This window comes from Couchioplanes caeruleus, assembly GCF_023499255.1.
Taxonomy (GTDB): Bacteria; Actinomycetota; Actinomycetes; order Mycobacteriales; family Micromonosporaceae; genus Actinoplanes; species Actinoplanes caeruleus_A.
Genome location: NZ_CP092183.1, coordinates 27,716 through 43,694 on the forward strand (window position 1 = coordinate 27,716; position 15,979 = coordinate 43,694).

Genomic DNA, 15,979 nt, shown 5'->3' on the forward strand with positions numbered 1-15,979 from the left:
CTCCCCGAACACTTCTCCGACGACCGGCTCTTCCACCGCTACTACTCTTGGTCCATGACGGCGCTAGGGCAACTCGGTTCGGAGAAGTACGTCCTGCTGACGACATTCCGCAAGACCGGCAAGGCCGTGCCGACCCCGGTGTGGGCCGTGCCCGACGGGGACGGCCTGGCGGTCTGGACCACGAACGACGCGGGCAAGCTCAAGCGGATCCGCAACAGTCCGCGGGTGACCGTGGCGCCGTGCGACGTCCGGGGCAATCCGAAGGGTGATGAGGTCGAAGCGGCGGCGCGCATCGGTGACGACGCCGATCGCGCCCGCGTACGCGAAGCCCTCAAGCGCAAGTACGGCCTCGCGGGTCGCCTGGTCCTGCTGGGCAGCAGGCTGCGGCGTGGCGCAGACGGCACGACCACGATCCATGTGTCCTGAGGACACCCGGAGACGAAGAAGGGGCGATCGCCTTCCCCGGCGTTCGCCCCTCTATCGATCTCTCGGTCGACTGCGGTCCGTTCAGTCGCCCTGACGCTGCGTGGGAATCTGTCCCTGCAGCAGGGCGCGAACCTCCGACTCCCGGTAGCGACGGTGCCCGCCCAGCGTGCGAATTGCGCTGAGCTTGCCCGCCTTGGCCCACCGGGTGACGGTTTTCGGGTCGACACGGAACATCGACGCCACCTCGGCCGGCGTTAGTAGCGGCTCAGGATCGTGCGTACGCGATGCCATCGGTCACTCCTCCACAGGTACCTAAAGACATCGGCCGGGGTCCCGCCGGCCGGTGCGTCTCTCATGGTCCGGCTAGTCCCCGATGTCCGACATGGGCCGAACGGCCGAACGTCCCTAGATAGACGGTTGAAGCATGCCCGATTTATACGAGTTTTCTACGCCAGAAAGTGTCTTGTTTGGACCGAAAATCACGCTTCGCGGACCCCTCGTTACGAAGAGTATTCACCTCGATAGGGCCCTCCGGGGCACCGTTCCATGCCCCTTCGTCCTGTTTCCGCAGCTCAACAGCATGATAATCATCGATCAGTTGCAGCGCTCCAGCAACTGCACCGCCCGCCACCGCGCGACGAGCTTCTCGTACGCCTCCGTGGCGTCATCGGCGTCCCCCCGCGACAGCGCGGAGAGGCCGGCCGCCACCAGCCCGGGAGAGTCGTCCTCCTGCAGGTCCTCGTCCTTGAGGATGCCGGTGAGCCCGCCGTAGTCGAGCTCGACGATCGACCGCGGGTGGAACTCCTCCAGCCACCGCGTGCCCTCCTCCACCGCCTCGGTGATCGGGGCGTCGCCGAGCGACTTGCGCAGCACCGAGACGCCGCGATGCGCCCGCCGGCGGGCCTTGGATATCTCCGTGCGGTAGCGCAGCACCCGCCGCCCGCCGGTCAGGCTGATCTCCCGCTCGTCCAGATCGACGAAGACGAACCAGCGCAGCGGCACACCCCACGTGGCGATCTGCTCGTGCACCCGGGGCACCCCACGCTCGAGCACCTTGGCTCCGCTGCGCCAGTCGTCGACCACCGCCTTCGCCTGGCCCGCAAGGACCGGCGGCACAAAGGCGTCGGCGAGCACGCTGGGCACGCCGTCGCGGGCGTTCAGCGCGGCCTCGGCGACGCGGAGCCGCAGGTTCCACGGGCAGACCAGCAGCGTGTCGCCCCACTCCATGACGTACGCCTCGTCGGGCAGGTCGGGCAGGCGGGTCCACCCCGCGCCGAGCGCCTCGAGCACCGCGGTGCGCTGCCGGACCGGACCCTCGACCGGTCCGAGCGCCCGGCCCTCCCGGGCATAGCGGCGCCAGAAAATCTGGCGGTCGCGGTCGAAGGCGGTCAGCGGTTCGTAAACCCGCAGGTACGACGCGAACAGTGACGGCACGGCGCGATCCTTTCACGAAATGGCCGCCGGTTGACTTCCCGGTCGCCTGCCATTCCGGCGGCATGGATCACGACTAGGCTCGCTGATGTCCGGCAAAACCCCGCCGGACCACCTCGGGCGCCCCACGAGGGCGTACCCACACACACTCGGGAGAGAGCAGCCATGGGCGTGTTCGTCAGCAGCGACGGCATCGACGCCGCCGGGCACGAGCAGGTCGTCTTCTGCCAGGACCGGCACACCGGCCTGAAGGCGATCATCAGTATCTACTCGACGGCCCTCGGGCCGGCGCTGGGCGGGACCCGGTTCTACCCGTACGAGAGCGAGGACGCGGCGCTCACCGACGTGCTGAACCTCTCGCGCGGCATGGCGTACAAGAACGCCCTCGCGGGGCTCGACCTGGGCGGGGGCAAGGCGGTGATCTGGGGCGATCCGGCCACCGGCAAGTCCGAGGCGTTGCTGCGGGCGTACGGCCGCTTCGTCGAGTCGCTGCACGGCCGCTACTACACCGCCTGCGACGTCGGCACGTACGTCCCGGACATGGACGTCATCTCCCGGGAGACGCGCTACGTGACCGGGCGCAGCCTCGAGCACGGCGGCGCCGGGGACTCCTCCGTACTGACCGCCTGGGGTGTCTTCCAGGGCATGCGCGCCGCGGCCGAGCACACGTGGGGCAGCCCGACGCTGGCCGGCCGCCGGGTGGGCGTCGCTGGCCTCGGCAAGGTCGGCAAGTACCTGGTGGGTCACCTGATCGAGGACGGCGCCTCGGTCGTCGCCACGGACGTCAGCCCGGCCGCGCTGGAGTGGGCGCGCACGACGTATCCCCAGGTCGATCTGGTCTCCGACACCCCGGCGCTGATCACCAGCGACATCGACGTGTACGCCCCCTGCGCGCTGGGCGGGGCGCTCGACGACGACACGGTGCCGGTGCTGCGCGCCAAGATCGTGACCGGTGCCGCCAACAACCAGCTGGCCCACCCCGGGATCGAGAAGCTGCTGGAGGAGCGGGGCATCCTCTACACGCCGGACTACGTGGTCAACGCGGGCGGCGTGATCCAGGTGGCCGACGAGATCGAGGGCTTCAACTTCGAGCGCGCCAAGCTCCGGGCCACGAAGATCTACGACACCACGGGTCAGATCCTGCGCCTCGCCGACGACGAGGGCGTGCCGCCGGCGGTGGCCGCGGACCGCCTCGCCGAGCGGCGCATGGCCGAAGTCGGACGGCTCCGCAGCATCTACCTGGGTTGAGGCTTTTGTACGCCGTCGCGCGTCGAGTCCACGACAAGCTACGACGCGCGACGGTGGTACACGTAACCCGAGGTGCCGAAGGCGGCATCGTCCATGTACCGTAAGACCCACGAGAGATGCCTGACGTCATCGGGGCCCGCCTTCGGGCTGCCCCGAATTCTGTGCGAGGGGGTCGAGCCATGGGGCGCGGCCGTGCTAAGGCCAAGCAGACAAAGGTGGCCCGGGAGTTGAAGTACCACTCCCCGAACACCGACCTCACCGCCTTGCAGCGCGAACTGGCGGGTGCTGGTAAGTCCGACCGTCACTTCGACGCCGACGACAACGAGTTCGTCGACGACGAAGACGACGATGATCTGGACGACGAGCACGACGCCTGGTCGCCTTCAAGGCGCTGACCCGTATTGCACAGAGCACGCGGCTTCCCGCGTGCTTCCGTGTGTCGCGGTCGTTCCGGCAGTTCATGATGCCCTCGCGGGTTGACCGCGCGGGCGTCGTGTCCTGCTCGTAGTCCCGCTCCCTCCATCGCCGTTGAAGCGAGGGTGACAGCCCGGGCGTCGTCATGCCGTCCGGGCGGTGTGGTGTGCGGTTCGCCGGACGGTGCTGTGCGTACACCACGTACGCTGATCATCTTCGGACACGGCTGGCTGCGCCGTGGCTTCCCTGGACTCGGGGGGGGCGGCGATCCCGGAGGTCTTCATGGACCGTCACGGGCCGGCCGGCGCGGCGATCGATGCCGCGCGGAATCGCCGGGCGGTTCGCCCTGCGGTGTCGGTGGTTGGCGCTCGCGTGGCCACCCTCGGGCTCCGGCTGTGATCGCTGGCCGGGCTTACCTCGCCGCGACCCGCGGCCCCGCTGACTCACTCAGGCGCGACCGGCCGACCCAACCCCGCCTACCTCATGCCGCCACAAACCGGCGATCAGATCCGCTGCAACCGGCGGCCGGGCCCGCTTCAACCGGCCAGGTCCGCTGCAACCGGCGGCCAGGTCCGCTTCAACCGGCGAGGTCCGCTGCAACCGGCGGCCAGGTCTGCTTCAACCGACGGCCGGGCCCGCTGCACCGGCGGCCAAGTCCGACGTGACCGGCGGCCAGGTCCGACGCGGCCCACCGGGTCCGACGTGACCCGCGGCCGGGCACGACGCGACCGAAGGCCAGGCCGGACGCGCCCCAAGGCGAGGCCGGACGCGACCCGCGGCCAGGTCCGACCCGACCGCGGCCGGGCTCGGTCCGGGCTCTGGATCCCGGGGTCAGCGGGGCCGGTTGTTCCAGTTGTAGAACGTCGGGATGTTCTCGAAGTGGTTCCAGGCGCACACCGCGGACCCGTCCCCGGCCGCCGCCTCCGCACGCCGCTCCCGCGCCTCCTCCGCCTCCTCGATCAGGGCGGCCAGGCCCGTACGGGTGTCGCGCACCCGCGCTGTCACAGGATCGGTCTCCACGCGGTCAGACGGCCGTGGGCTCGTGATCTCGGGCATGGTCCAGCACTCCCTCCAGTAGGCGAATCTTGCTGTTGCGGCAGTGGTCCGTCGTCGTCACGTCGAACCGGCCGTGCTCGAAGTAGCGGTTGGCCGCGTGCGCGCCGCCGCAGAAGCCGAAGTACGGGCACTGCGCGCGGCACGCTTCGACGCCGGTCAGGAACTCGCCGATCCAGGGTGTGCCGGCGGCGCCCGCGAGGATCTCCGCCAGCGGGGTGGTCAGCACGTTGCCGCTGCTGAAGTCGCCGTACCGGGGGTCGGAGAAGCCGGCCAGCTCGGGCGAGAGCAGGACCACGCTGCCGTCGTGCGCCACCGTCGGGATGGGGTCGAGGCGCCGGGGCAGGACGTCGTCCGCCGTACCGTCGAGCACCGCCGCCGCGTAGCGCAGCGACCATTCGACCTCGCGCAGGTGGATCCGGGGGTCCCGGCGCCAGGCGCTGACCAGCTCGGCCCAGAACGCGGTCACGTCGCGCTCGGGATGCCGGTTGACCCGGGTGTTCACGCCTTCCATCTCCTCGACGTTGATGCCGAGGACGTCACAGCCCAGCTCGAGGAAGTAGGCGTACAGCTCGGTGGCCAGCCCCGGCTCGGGCTTCGCCACCACGCACAGCGCGGAGAACGGGATGCCGTGCCGTTTCAGCGCTTCGACGCCGCGCATGATCCGGTCGTACGCCGGCTTGTTTCCCCTGGTCACCCGCTCGCCGTTGCGCGTCTCGGGGCCGTCGACGCTCACGCTGACCCGGATCCCGTGCTCGGCGAAGAACTCGCACCACGCGTCGTCGATCAGCGTCGCGTTGGTCTGCACGTGGTGCTCGACGCCTTCGGCGAAGGGCGCGATCAGGTCGGCGAAGTGCTCCCGTCCCGCGGCGAGCGGCTCGCCGCCGTGCCAGACCACCGAGAATCTTCCGGTACGGGCCCAGGGGCCGACAGACGCAGCAACGGCGCGGGCGACGTCGACGGACATCCTCCGGTCGACCCGCCGCAACGGAAGGTAGCAGTAGGAACAGTCGAGGTTGCAGAGCGTGGTGGGTTGCATGACGACGTACGTGGGAACCGTGGCGATGCCGCGCATACCGCTCCAGCCGAGCCCCACAGTCACCTCCCCGTCCACGCCGTCGCCGGCTCAGGCCAGGCTATGTGCCCGCGTCCACCCGAGTCTGCCCCGCAGCCGCATTCATGACGAAAAGATCCGCGCGTGCCGATCCATCGACACACGCGGATCATTTCACACGAAGCGCGAGAAATCCTCAGAAGCGGACCCCTCAACCGTCAGCGGGCGAAACGCCCCGGCCGCACTGCGCGGCCGTGAGCGCCCGACGAGGTCAGCCGCGGGTGTACTGGCCGACCATCTGCACCTGGCCGGTGCCCTCGATGACCTCGCCCACCTGCCACGCCTCGACGCCGCGGCCGGTGAGGTACGCCATCGCGCGGTCCGCGTCGTCCGAGGAGACGATCGCGAACATGCCGACGCCCATGTTGAACGTGGCTTCCATCTCGGTGTCCTCGATGCGGCCCTTCGCCTGGATCAGGTCGAAGATCGGCTGCGGGCGCCAGGACGAGCGGTCCACCACGGCGTCCACGTGCTCGGGGAGGATGCGGACCAGGTTGCCCGGGATGCCACCGCCCGTGACGTGCGAGAACGCGCGTACGTCGGTCTCCTCGATGAGGCCGAGGCAGTCCTTGGCGTAGATCTTGGTCGGGGTGAGCAGCTCCTCGCCGAGGGTGCGCTGCTTACCGAAGTCGTCCACGACCGTGTCGAGCCGCATCCGGCCCGCGCCGAGCAGCACGTGGCGCACGAGCGAGTAGCCGTTGGAGTGCAGGCCCGAGGAGCGCATCGCGATGACCGCGTCGCCGATCTCGACCTTGTGGGCGCCGAGGATCTCGCTCTCCTCGACCACGCCGACACCGGTCGCGGAGACGTCGTACTCGTCGGGGCGCAGCACGCCCGGGTGCTCGGCCGTCTCGCCGCCCAGCAGCGCGCAGCCGGCGTACCGGCAGCCGTCCGCGATGCCGGCGCCGATCTCGGCGACCTTGTCCGGCACGACCTCGCCGCAGGCGATGTAGTCGAGCAGGAACAGCGGCTCGGCGCCGCAGGCGACCAGGTCGTCGACCACCATCGCGACCAGGTCGATGCCGATCGTGTCGTGGATGTCGAGCTGCTGCGCGATGACGAGCTTGGTGCCCACGCCGTCGGTCGACGAGGCGAGGATCGGGCTCTTGTACTTCTGCGTGTTGAGCTTGAACAGGCCCGCGAAGCCGCCCAGGTCGCCCATGACCTCCGGCCGCGTGGTCTTCTTGACCTTGGACTTGAGCAGCTCGACCGCGCGCTCGCCGGCGTGGATCGAGACGCCGGCGTCCGCGTACGTCACCGTGCGCTTGCGGCCGCTGCGGCCGGCCCCGGCCGACCACGGCTGGCGGTCGGCACCCTCGGCGCCGTTCGATCCGGCACTGCTGCGCTCGGACACGTGGGTCACGGTTCTCCCCTTTGATGGTGGTGCTGCTCGGCTGGGCCGCTGTTACGACGTCTGGCGTGGTGCGGTGGTTCCGTTGCGACCCTAAGGGCGGTGCAGGGCGTCGACCCCACCCGGGCTGCCGACCAGCGGTTGCGACCGTTCGCGCTCGCCCTCGGCGTACTGCTCATCCTCGTACTCGTCCTCGAGCCCCGCCACCGCGGCGGTCGCGGCCTCCGCCGAGGCGTCCGGCATCGCAGCGCGCTTGCCGACGCTCTCGAGGAGGTGCTTGCCGATCAGGTGACCGGCCGGGAGCTCGATCGGATACTGCCCATCGAAGCAGGCCATGCAGAGCCGTGTCTTCGGCTGCTCGGTCGCCTGGACCAGGCCGTCCAGCGAAACGTAGCCGAGGCTGTCGGCGCCGATCGAGCGCCGGATGCCGTCGATCTCGAGGCCGTTGGCGATCAGCTCGGCACGGGTCGCGAAGTCGATGCCGTAGAAGCAGGGCCACTTCACCGGGGGCGACGAGATGCGTACGTGCACCTCGAGCGCGCCCGCCTCACGGAGCATGCGGATCTGGGCACGCTGGGTGTTGCCGCGCACGATCGAGTCGTCGATCACCACGATCCGCTTGCCCCGGACGACCTCGCGCAACGGGTTGAGCTTCAGCCGGATGCCGAGCTGACGGATCGTCTGCGAGGGCTGGATGAAGGTGCGGCCCACGTACGCGTTCTTCATGAAGCCCGCGCTGTACGGGATACCGGACTCCTCCGCATACCCGATCGCGGCCGGGATGCCCGACTCCGGGACGCCGATGACCAGGTCCGCCTCGACGGGGTGCTCCTTGGCCAGCTTGCGGCCGACCTCGACGCGGGCGGAGTAGATGTTGCGCCCGGCGATCGTGGTGTCCGGGCGGGCAAGGTACACGTACTCGAAGAGGCAGCCCTTGGGCTCCGGCACCGCGAACCGGCTCGAGCGCAGGCCGTGCTCGTCGATCGCGAGGATCTCGCCGGGCTCCACCTCGCGGACGAAGCTGGCGCCGACGATGTCGAGGGCGGCCGTCTCGCTCGCCACGGCCCAGCCGCGCTCCATCCGGCCGAGCACCAGCGGGCGTACCCCTTGGGCGTCGCGGGCGGCGTACAGCGTGCTCTCGTCCATGAAGACGAAGCTGAACGCGCCGCGCAGGCGCGGGAGCACCTCCATGGCCGCGGCCTCGACCGAGAGGTCCGGGCGGCCGGCGAGCAGCGTCGTCACGAGCGAGGTGTCGTTGGTGGCGGCGTCGGCCTCGAGGCCGCGGTCGGCGACCTCCTTGGCCAGCTCGGCCGTGTTGACCAGGTTGCCGTTGTGCGCCAGGGCGATCGTCGTGCCGGCCGTGGTGGCCCGGATCGTCGGCTGGGCGTTCTCCCAGTTGGAACCGCCGGTGGTGGAGTAACGGGTGTGACCGATGGCGAGGTGACCGCGCAGGCTGGCCAGCGTCGGCTCGTCGAAGACCTGGGACACCAGGCCGAGATCCTTGTAGACCACCACTCCCGAGCCGTCACTGACAGCGATGCCGGCGGCCTCCTGGCCGCGGTGCTGCAGTGCGTAGAGGCCGAAATAGGTGAGTTTCGCAACCTCTTCCTCGGGAGCCCAGACGCCGAAGACGCCGCAGGCATCCTGGGGTCCGCGGTCCTGGGGGTCGAGATCGTCGGTCAACCGGCCGTCGCCTCGGGGCACGCGCTTGCTCCCTCATGCTGGTCTGCTCGGAGTTGGTGGGCTGTTCCGACGGCCCAGTGTACGCGAGATAACGGGCGTTCAGCTCGGGTGCACAGGGAGGTACGGAGTGAGATCAGTGCGTATTCCACTGGCCCGTACGCGCCCCGAATCCACCGCTTCGGCCCAGCTCAACCGGCCCGTTGCGACGAGCAGCCAGGTCATCGGATCGGTCTCGACCACATTGGGCGGTGTGCCGCGGGTGTGCCGCGGACCGGCGACACACTGAATCGCACCGAAAGGTGGAATACGGACCTCCACCGATCGGCCGGGCGCGGTCCGCGCGAGCTCCGCCAGCAGTGCTCGCACAGCGTCACGAAGCACGGAACGCTCCGGTTCGGCACCGCCGTCCAGCGCGTCCAGCGCGTCCCTCACCGACTCGGATTTATTGTGCGCAGGAGACACGTCGGGACAATACGACTCGGCGAAAGAGCACAAGGCGGCGGCCCTGGGTCGCGCGGACGTCGTCCGACAGGGCATAGTGGCCGACGGTGTGTACTCGTCGCGGGATTCAGGGGGCCGACTCGAAGGCAACTTGGGACCGTGCGACCGGAAGGCGGTGGACGTGACAACGCACCTACGAGCCCGGATGGTCCAGGCCGGTGCGTTCCTGGCGCTGGTCGTCGGCATCATCGCCGTGGCGCCCACGGCTGCATCGGCGGCGCCCCCGACGGTCACCATCAACAGCCTGTCGTCAGGCGACATCCCGTCCGGTGGCAAGACCACCCTGACGTACACCATCGCCAACCGGGTCCCGCCGACGCCGGACGCCGCGGAGACGGTCACCGTCGTGATCAACGCACCGGGCATGACCTGCGACCGGTGCAACTTCGACGACACGATCAAGCCCGGACAGAGCAAGCAGTTCACCGCGACGCTGACCGCGGGCAATGTCGACGCTGGACAGAAGCGCGACATCAGCGTCCAGATCAGCGCGACGATCGGTGAGGCGCCCGCCGGCGGCACCGGCAGCGCCAACCGGACGATCACGGTCCGCGGCGCCGACAAGCCCAAGACCGTCCGTGAGGTCAGCGGCCGGGTCCGGGACCAGGACGGCAACCCGGTGGCCGGCGCGGCGGTCGGCCTGCAGGACAGCGCCGGCCGCGCGCACAACACCACCTCGGGCAACGACGGCCGCTACTCGATCCCCGGCTCGGAGGGCGACCCGATCGCGGTGGGCCGGATCGTCGTGGGCGCCACCAAGCAGGGCTACAACACGACCACGGCCACCGTTCAGGGCAGCGCCGACAAGTCGATCAACGTCCCGCTGACCATCAAGCTGCTGGCCGCACCGACCTCGGCGACCCCGTCGGTCTCCGCCACACCCAGCGCGACCCCGACCGAGGACGTCACCGACGAGGCGACGGAAGCCGCCACGGAGGAAGACACCGCGGCCGCGGCCCTCGACCAGAAGAAGACGTCCGGCGAGGACGACGGCAACGGCTCGCTGCTGTTCATCATCCTCGGCGGCCTGCTGGTCGCTGCGGGCATCGGCGCGATCGTGCTGGTCCTCATGCGCCGCAAGAACGGCGACCCGGACGATCCGGACGGCGGCGGCCCCGGCGGCGGCGTACCGCCCGGCAGGGGCTTCGGCGCGGCGGACGAGACCCGGGTGGCGGCACCCATGGGCGGCCGGGCGAGCGACGCGACGATGATCGCGCCCCGCTCCGGCGCACCGTCCATCGCGGACGCCCCGACGATGATCCACCGCACTCCGGTGGTCGACCCGGTCGACGAGTTCCCGGACCCGTACGGAGCGCCACTTCCCCAGAACGGCGCGTACAACGCACCGGGTGGCTACGGCGCGACGGCCGCCGCGGGCGCGGCCGGCGCGGCAGGCGCCTACGGAGCGGCGACGCAGTACGGCGGCGCGCCGGTGCCGGCCCAGAGCGCCGGCTACGGCGACGACGACGGATACGGCGGCGGATACGACGACCCCAACGGGTACGGCGCCCAGGGCGGCGGCTACACCCCGAACGGCGGCCCGCAGCGCTACGACGAGCCCACCGGCATGTACCGCCCCGACCCGAACGGCTTCGAGGAGCCGGCCGGCTACGGCGAGCCCGGCTACGACAACGGCTACGGCCAGGGCGGCGGCCGGCCCGGCGCCGACGACTACGCCGACCCCGGCCGGGGTGGCGCGTACCAGGCCGGTGGCTACCAGGGCGGCGGCTACGGGCAGGACGGCGAGGACCAGGGCGGCTACGGCTCCTGGGACGACGCGGGCGGCATGGACAGCGGCAACGCGTACGGCCCTCCGGCCGGCGGCGGCGCGTACGGCGGCGGCGCCGGGGGTGGTGGCACCTATGGGGGTGGCGGCACCTACGGCGGCGGTGCTCCGGGCGGCGGTGCTCCGGGCGGCGGCACCTACGGCGGTGGCGCTGCGGGCGGCGCATACGGTGGCGGCGCGTACGGGGCCGACCAGGACGGCGCCTACGGCGAGGACTACGACCAGCGTGGCGGCGGCGCGTACGGCGGCGGCGGCGCGGCCTACGGCGGCGGGGCTCAGCCCGGCGGCGGCACGTACGGCGGAACCTACGGCGGCGGGGCTGCCGGAGGTGGCGCCGGCGGCGGCACGTACGGGGGCGAGCAGGGGCGGCGCGGGGCGCCACGACAGCAGCCGGACGGCCCGCAGCAGCCTGGCCCGCGGCGGCCCATCGACTGGATGGACGACTGACAGCCGGGCTGCCCGGTAGATCTATCTGAACCGGCCCTCGCCGATCATGGCGGGGGCCGGTTTTTGATGACTGCCGCGGGGTGGGGCTGCGACTTGCCGTCGTTGCTGCGGTCGGCCTTCGGGCTGCTACGGCTTCTCGACGCTGCCGTAGGCCGACCTTCCGGGCTGCTGCAGCTCTCGGCGCCGCTGTGAACCGGCCTTCGGGCTGTTACGGGCCCATCGACGCTGCCGTAAGGCCGACCTTCGGGCTGCTACGGGCTCTCGGCCTGCCGTGGGCCGGCTTTCAGGACGCTTCGGCTCCTCGTGGCAGTCCGGGTCTGGGCTACTCAGTGGCTGTCACCGTTCCGCGCTCCGCGCGACACACGGCGTGCGAATGCGGAACGCCGCGGCGAGCTGCTGCTCGTCGCGGCGTTCACTGCTTTGCTGCGTGGATCGGGTCAGGCCTTGGGCTCCGGCTTGTCGCTGCCCGTCCCAGCGTCCTCGGCGTCGGAGGAGGCCGACGTCGCGTCGGACTCCTTCGTCGCGGGGGACGGGGATTCCGCCGGCTTGGCGTCGATCGGTCCGCCCGGCAGCGACGCCGCCGGCTCGTCCTTGGCCGGCGCCTCAGCCTTGCCCGCCGGAGCATCGTGCGCCGTGGCACCGGATTCCGACGGCTCCGTCGGCAGCTCGGCAACCTCGGCCGCCGGCCCCTCAGCCGCCAGCCCCTCGGCCGCCAGCCCTTCAGCCCCGCCCGAAGTCGAAGCAGCGCCCGAAACCGAAGCAGGGCCCGAAGTCGCATCGTCCCGCGGCGCAGCCGGGTCGCTGATCTCCAGCGTCACCGACCGCCCCGCACCCTCCGCGGCGTCCACATCCGAAGGCGAAGCCGAGGACGGAGAAGGATCAACCTCGGGAGCGCGCGAAGCCGGGACAGGCGGCGGCACAGGCGTGTTGCCGCCCACCGACGTCGACACCGCCGGCTCCGCGACCGGCGAGACTGCCGCCGGGCGGGGGCCGATCTCCGCCGAGCCGCCGAACAGGGTGCGCATCGTCGAGGTGAAGGCCTCGCGCAGCTCGTCGAGCGGGATGGCGAACTGGCCCTGGACGTCGAGGACCGGGTCCTGCGACGTCACGCCGATCTGGGTGCACGAAACGCCGTGTTCCGCGGCCAGCGCGGCGAACGCCTTGTCGTGGCCCCGGGGCACCGCGACCAGGACGCGTCCCGCCGACTCGCTGAAGAGCCAGACGAACGGGGTGGTCGCCTCGTCCTGCTCCGGGAGCGTGACGCGGGCGCCGACGTTACGGCGCAGGCAGGACTCGACCAGAACCTGGGAGAGACCGCCGTCGGACAGGTCATGGGCGGCCACGACGTGCTCGCGCTCCGACGCCTGGGCGAGGAGCCGGCCGAGCCGCTGCTCGTGGGCCAGGTCCACGGCCGGCGGGCGGCCGCCGAGGTGGCCGTGGGTGACCCAGGCCCACTCGGAGCCGGAGAGCTCGCAGCGGGTGTCGCCCAGCAGGAACAGCAGGTCGCCGTCCGAGCTCGGGGGCGGCGGGAAGCCCATCGGTACGCGGCGAGCGACGTCCTGCAGCACGCCGAGCACGCCGATAACCGGGGTCGGGTGGATCGCCGCGGCGCCCGTCTGGTTGTAGAAGCTCACGTTGCCGCCGGTGACCGGGATGCCGAGCTGCTGGCAGCCGTCGGCGAGACCGCGTACGGCCTCGGCGAACTGCCACATCACGGACGGGTCCTCCGGCGAACCGAAGTTGAGGCAGTCGGTGACGGCCACCGGTTCGGCGCCGGTCACCGCGACGTTGCGGTACGCCTCCGCGAGGCCGAGCTTGGCGCCCTCGTACGGGTCGAGCCGCGCGTACCGGCCGTTGCCGTCGACGGAGAGGGCGACGCCGAGGCCGGTCCGCTCGTCGATGCGCAGCACGCCGGCGTCCTCCGGCTGGGCCAGGACGGTGTTGCCGAGCACGTACCGGTCGTACTGCTCGGTGACCCACGTCTTGTCGCAGAGGTTCGGCGACGCGATCATCCGCAGCACGGTCTCGCGGAGTTCGTCCGCGGTGACCGGGCGCGGCAGCGTCTCGGCGCGGTCGGCCTGCAGCAGGATCAGGTCGCCGGGCTCGCGGATCGGCCGGGCGTAGACCGGGCCGTCGTCGGCGAGCGAGCCGGGCGGCACGTCGACGACCACGTGGTCGTTCCAGGTGATGATGAGGCGGCCGGGCACGCCCGGGTTCTCGCTGGGGGTGACCTCGCCGATGGCGGTGGCCCACACGCCCCACTTCTCGGCGACCGCGAGCACCTGGTCGAGCTTCTCCGGGGCCACGATCAGCAGCATGCGCTCCTGCGACTCGCTGGCCAGGATCTCGGTCGGCGACATCGAGGCCTCGCGCAGCGGCACCCGCTCCAGCCAGACCCGCATGCCGGTGCCGGCCGCGGCGGCGGTCTCGGTGAGCGCGCAGGTCAGGCCCGCGCCGCCGAGGTCCTGGATGCCGACGACCAGGCCGGCGTCGTACAGCTCGAGGCAGCTCTCGATGAGCAGCTTCTCCATGAACGGGTCGCCGACCTGCACCGACGGGCGGCGCTGCTCGGCACCCTCGTCGAAGGTCGCCGAGGCGAGCACGGAGACGCCGCCGATGCCGTCGCGGCCCGTACGGGCGCCGAGCAGCACGACGACGTTGCCTACGCCGGCGGCCTTCGCGGTCTGCAGGCGCTCGACCGGCAGCACGCCGATGGAGAGCGCGTTGACCAGCGGGTTGCCCTGGTAGCACGGGTCGAAGACGATCTCGCCGCCGATGTTGGGCAGGCCGAGGCAGTTGCCGTACCCGCCGATGCCGGCGACGACGCCGGGCAGCACGCGGGCGGTGTCGGGGTGGTCCGCGGCGCCGAAGCGCAGCGGGTCCATGACCGCGACGGGCCGGGCGCCCATGGCGAGGATGTCGCGCACGATGCCGCCGACGCCGGTCGCCGCGCCCTGGTACGGCTCGACGTAGCTGGGGTGGTTGTGCGACTCGACCTTGAAGGTGACCGCGAGCTCGTCCGAGATCTGCACCACGCCGGCGTTCTCACCGATGCCGGCGAGCATGCGCGTGTTCTTCGGGGCCTTCTCGCCGAACTGGCGCAGGTGCACCTTGCTCGACTTGTACGAGCAGTGCTCGCTCCACATGATCGAGTACATCGCGAGCTCGGAGGCGGTGGGGCGGCGTCCGAGGATCTGGCGGATCCGCTCGTACTCGTCGTCCTTGAGCCCGAGCTCGGTGTGCGGCTGCAGCTCGTCCGGCGTGTCGAACGCCTGCTGGACGGTGTCGACCCCACCGAACTCGTTGACCAGCACGTCGGTCGCGGCGAACCCGCTGCGCGTGGCCGGCTGGTTCGGCACCCCGTTCGGCGCCGGTGCGCCGCTGGTCGCGGTGTCGGGCTGGGTGGTCATCGGTGGGCTCCCCCTGTGAGCTGCCCGCCCGCGGCCGTCCCGGCCAGGTGCCGCAGGGCGGAGGTGAAGAAGCCGAGGCCGTCGAGCGACGGGCCGGTCAGCGCCTCCACCGCGTGTTCCGGGTGCGGCATGATGCCGACCACGTTGCCGGCCGCGTTGGTGATCGCGGCGATGTCGCGCTGGGAGCCGTTGGGGTTGCCGCGGGTGTAGCGGGCGACGACCCGGCCCTCGCCCTCCAGCTCGTCGAGTGTCTTCTCGTCGGCGACGAAGCAGCCCTCCCCGTTCTTCACCGGGATCAGGATCTCCTGGCCCTCGCTGAAGGCGTTGGTCCAGGCCGTCGCCGTGGTGCCGACGCGCAGGTACTGGTCGCGGTTGCGGAAGTGCAGATGCTGGTTGCGGGTCAGCGCCCCGGGCAGCAGGTGCGCCTCGCAGAGGATCTGGAAGCCGTTGCAGATGCCGAGGACCGGCATACCGCCCCGGGCGGCGTCGGCGACGGTCTCCATGACCGGCGCGAACCGGGCGATGGCGCCGCACCGCAGCGCGTCGCCGTACGAGAAACCGCCCGGCAGGACCACGGCGTCGACGCCGTGGATGTCCTCGTCGCCGTGCCAGAGGCGGACGGCTTCACCGCCGGCGATGCGGACGGCACGGGCCGCGTCGCCGTCGTCCAGGGATCCGGGGAAGGTGACGATTCCGATCCGCATGGTCACGCGCTCGTCTGAGCGGCGGCGGGCTCGTCGACCCGGAGCGTGAAGTCCTCGATCACGGGGTTGGCGAGCAGCTTGTCAGCGATCTCGCGGGCGGTTTCGAGGTCGGCTTCACCGGCGAACTCGATCTCGATGCGGCGTCCGATGCGAACGGAGGAGACCTCGCTCACGCCGAGCCGCGGCAGTGCGTTCGCGACTGCCTGGCCCTGCGGATCGAGGATCTCCGGCTTGAGCATGACGTCGACGACGACGCGAGCCACGGGCACTCCTGACTGTAGGCGCGCAGTTGGGTGGCCCTCTAAGGGGCGAGCACGCGAAGCCTACCCTGTACGGCCGCCGATCGACCCATCGGCCGGTGTCGGCAGGCTGACGCCCAGCGCGCTGAGCAGGGCATCTCGACGGTGATCT

General features: G+C 71.2%; 13 protein-coding genes and 1 pseudogene. 4 read left to right on the forward strand and 10 right to left on the reverse strand.

Translation table 11 applies throughout. The annotated features are described in order from the left end of the window. Positions 1-54 precede the first annotated feature (54 nt). Positions 55-426, forward strand: a complete 372-nt coding sequence (locus COUCH_RS00165) for a PPOX class F420-dependent oxidoreductase (protein ID WP_249610098.1) — start codon at positions 55-57, stop codon at positions 424-426. Positions 427-507: 81 nt separating this feature from the next. Here COUCH_RS00165 and COUCH_RS00170 read toward each other — a convergent pair whose 3' ends face one another. After that, positions 508-717, reverse strand: coding sequence for a BldC family transcriptional regulator (locus COUCH_RS00170; protein ID WP_014687221.1), 210 nt, complete (start codon positions 715-717; stop codon positions 508-510). A 303-nt stretch (positions 718-1,020) separates the two neighbouring features. Continuing rightward, on the reverse strand, positions 1,021-1,860 hold the full coding sequence (locus COUCH_RS00175) for a hypothetical protein (RefSeq protein WP_249610099.1): 840 nt from the start codon (positions 1,858-1,860) through the stop codon (positions 1,021-1,023). Positions 1,861-2,022: 162 nt separating this feature from the next. On the opposite strand from COUCH_RS00175, the gene COUCH_RS00180 reads away from it, so the two are divergent. Next, a complete protein-coding gene (locus COUCH_RS00180) occupies positions 2,023-3,105 on the forward strand; it encodes a Glu/Leu/Phe/Val family dehydrogenase (RefSeq protein ID WP_249610100.1) in 1,083 nt (360 codons plus the stop codon). Between the two features lie 179 nt (positions 3,106-3,284). Next, positions 3,285-3,500 carry a DUF3073 domain-containing protein gene (locus COUCH_RS00185; protein ID WP_199513385.1) on the forward strand — a complete coding sequence of 72 codons (216 nt, stop codon included), beginning with the start codon at positions 3,285-3,287 and terminating at the stop codon, positions 3,498-3,500. 850 nt (positions 3,501-4,350) lie between these two features. Here the strand turns inward: COUCH_RS00185 and amcA are convergent. The 5 genes from amcA to COUCH_RS00210 form a co-directional block, all read right to left on the reverse strand. After that, positions 4,351-4,575: a multiple cyclophane-containing RiPP AmcA gene (gene amcA / locus COUCH_RS00190; RefSeq protein WP_249610101.1), complete on the reverse strand. Its 225-nt coding sequence runs from the start codon at positions 4,573-4,575 to the stop codon at positions 4,351-4,353. Continuing rightward, positions 4,544-5,647: a cyclophane-forming radical SAM peptide maturase AmcB gene (gene amcB / locus COUCH_RS00195; RefSeq protein ID WP_249613500.1), complete on the reverse strand. Its 1,104-nt coding sequence runs from the start codon at positions 5,645-5,647 to the stop codon at positions 4,544-4,546. Before amcB ends, amcA begins: the two co-directional genes overlap by 32 nt. 250 nt (positions 5,648-5,897) lie before the next feature. Then, on the reverse strand, positions 5,898-7,049 hold the full coding sequence (gene purM / locus COUCH_RS00200; protein WP_249610102.1) for a phosphoribosylformylglycinamidine cyclo-ligase: 1,152 nt from the start codon (positions 7,047-7,049) through the stop codon (positions 5,898-5,900). Positions 7,050-7,130: 81 nt separating this feature from the next. Continuing rightward, positions 7,131-8,741, reverse strand: coding sequence for an amidophosphoribosyltransferase (gene purF / locus COUCH_RS00205; protein ID WP_249610103.1), 1,611 nt, complete (start codon positions 8,739-8,741; stop codon positions 7,131-7,133). Positions 8,742-8,819: 78 nt separating this feature from the next. Next, complete coding sequence (locus tag COUCH_RS00210; RefSeq protein WP_249610104.1) at positions 8,820-9,182, reverse strand: sterol carrier family protein; 363 nt, start codon at positions 9,180-9,182, stop codon at positions 8,820-8,822. 184 nt (positions 9,183-9,366) lie between these two features. Between COUCH_RS00210 and COUCH_RS38760 the strand changes: the two genes are divergently transcribed. After that, entirely contained in the window at positions 9,367-11,454 is a 2,088-nt protein-coding gene (locus COUCH_RS38760) for a carboxypeptidase-like regulatory domain-containing protein (protein WP_275980052.1), read from the forward strand. Positions 11,455-12,272: 818 nt separating this feature from the next. Here the strand turns inward: COUCH_RS38760 and purL are convergent. The 3 genes and pseudogenes from purL to purS form a co-directional block, all read right to left on the reverse strand. Continuing rightward, positions 12,273-14,864: pseudogene (gene purL / locus COUCH_RS00220) on the reverse strand (phosphoribosylformylglycinamidine synthase subunit PurL); the annotation flags it as partial. Further along, positions 14,861-15,574, reverse strand: a complete 714-nt coding sequence (purQ, locus tag COUCH_RS00225) for a phosphoribosylformylglycinamidine synthase subunit PurQ (protein WP_249610105.1) — start codon at positions 15,572-15,574, stop codon at positions 14,861-14,863. The pseudogene purL and the gene purQ, both read right to left, overlap by 4 nt. Next, complete coding sequence (gene purS / locus COUCH_RS00230) at positions 15,571-15,831, reverse strand: phosphoribosylformylglycinamidine synthase subunit PurS (protein WP_199513378.1); 261 nt, start codon at positions 15,829-15,831, stop codon at positions 15,571-15,573. The genes purQ and purS overlap by 4 nt, the downstream gene beginning before the upstream one ends. Between the last annotated feature and the right edge of the window lie 148 nt (positions 15,832-15,979).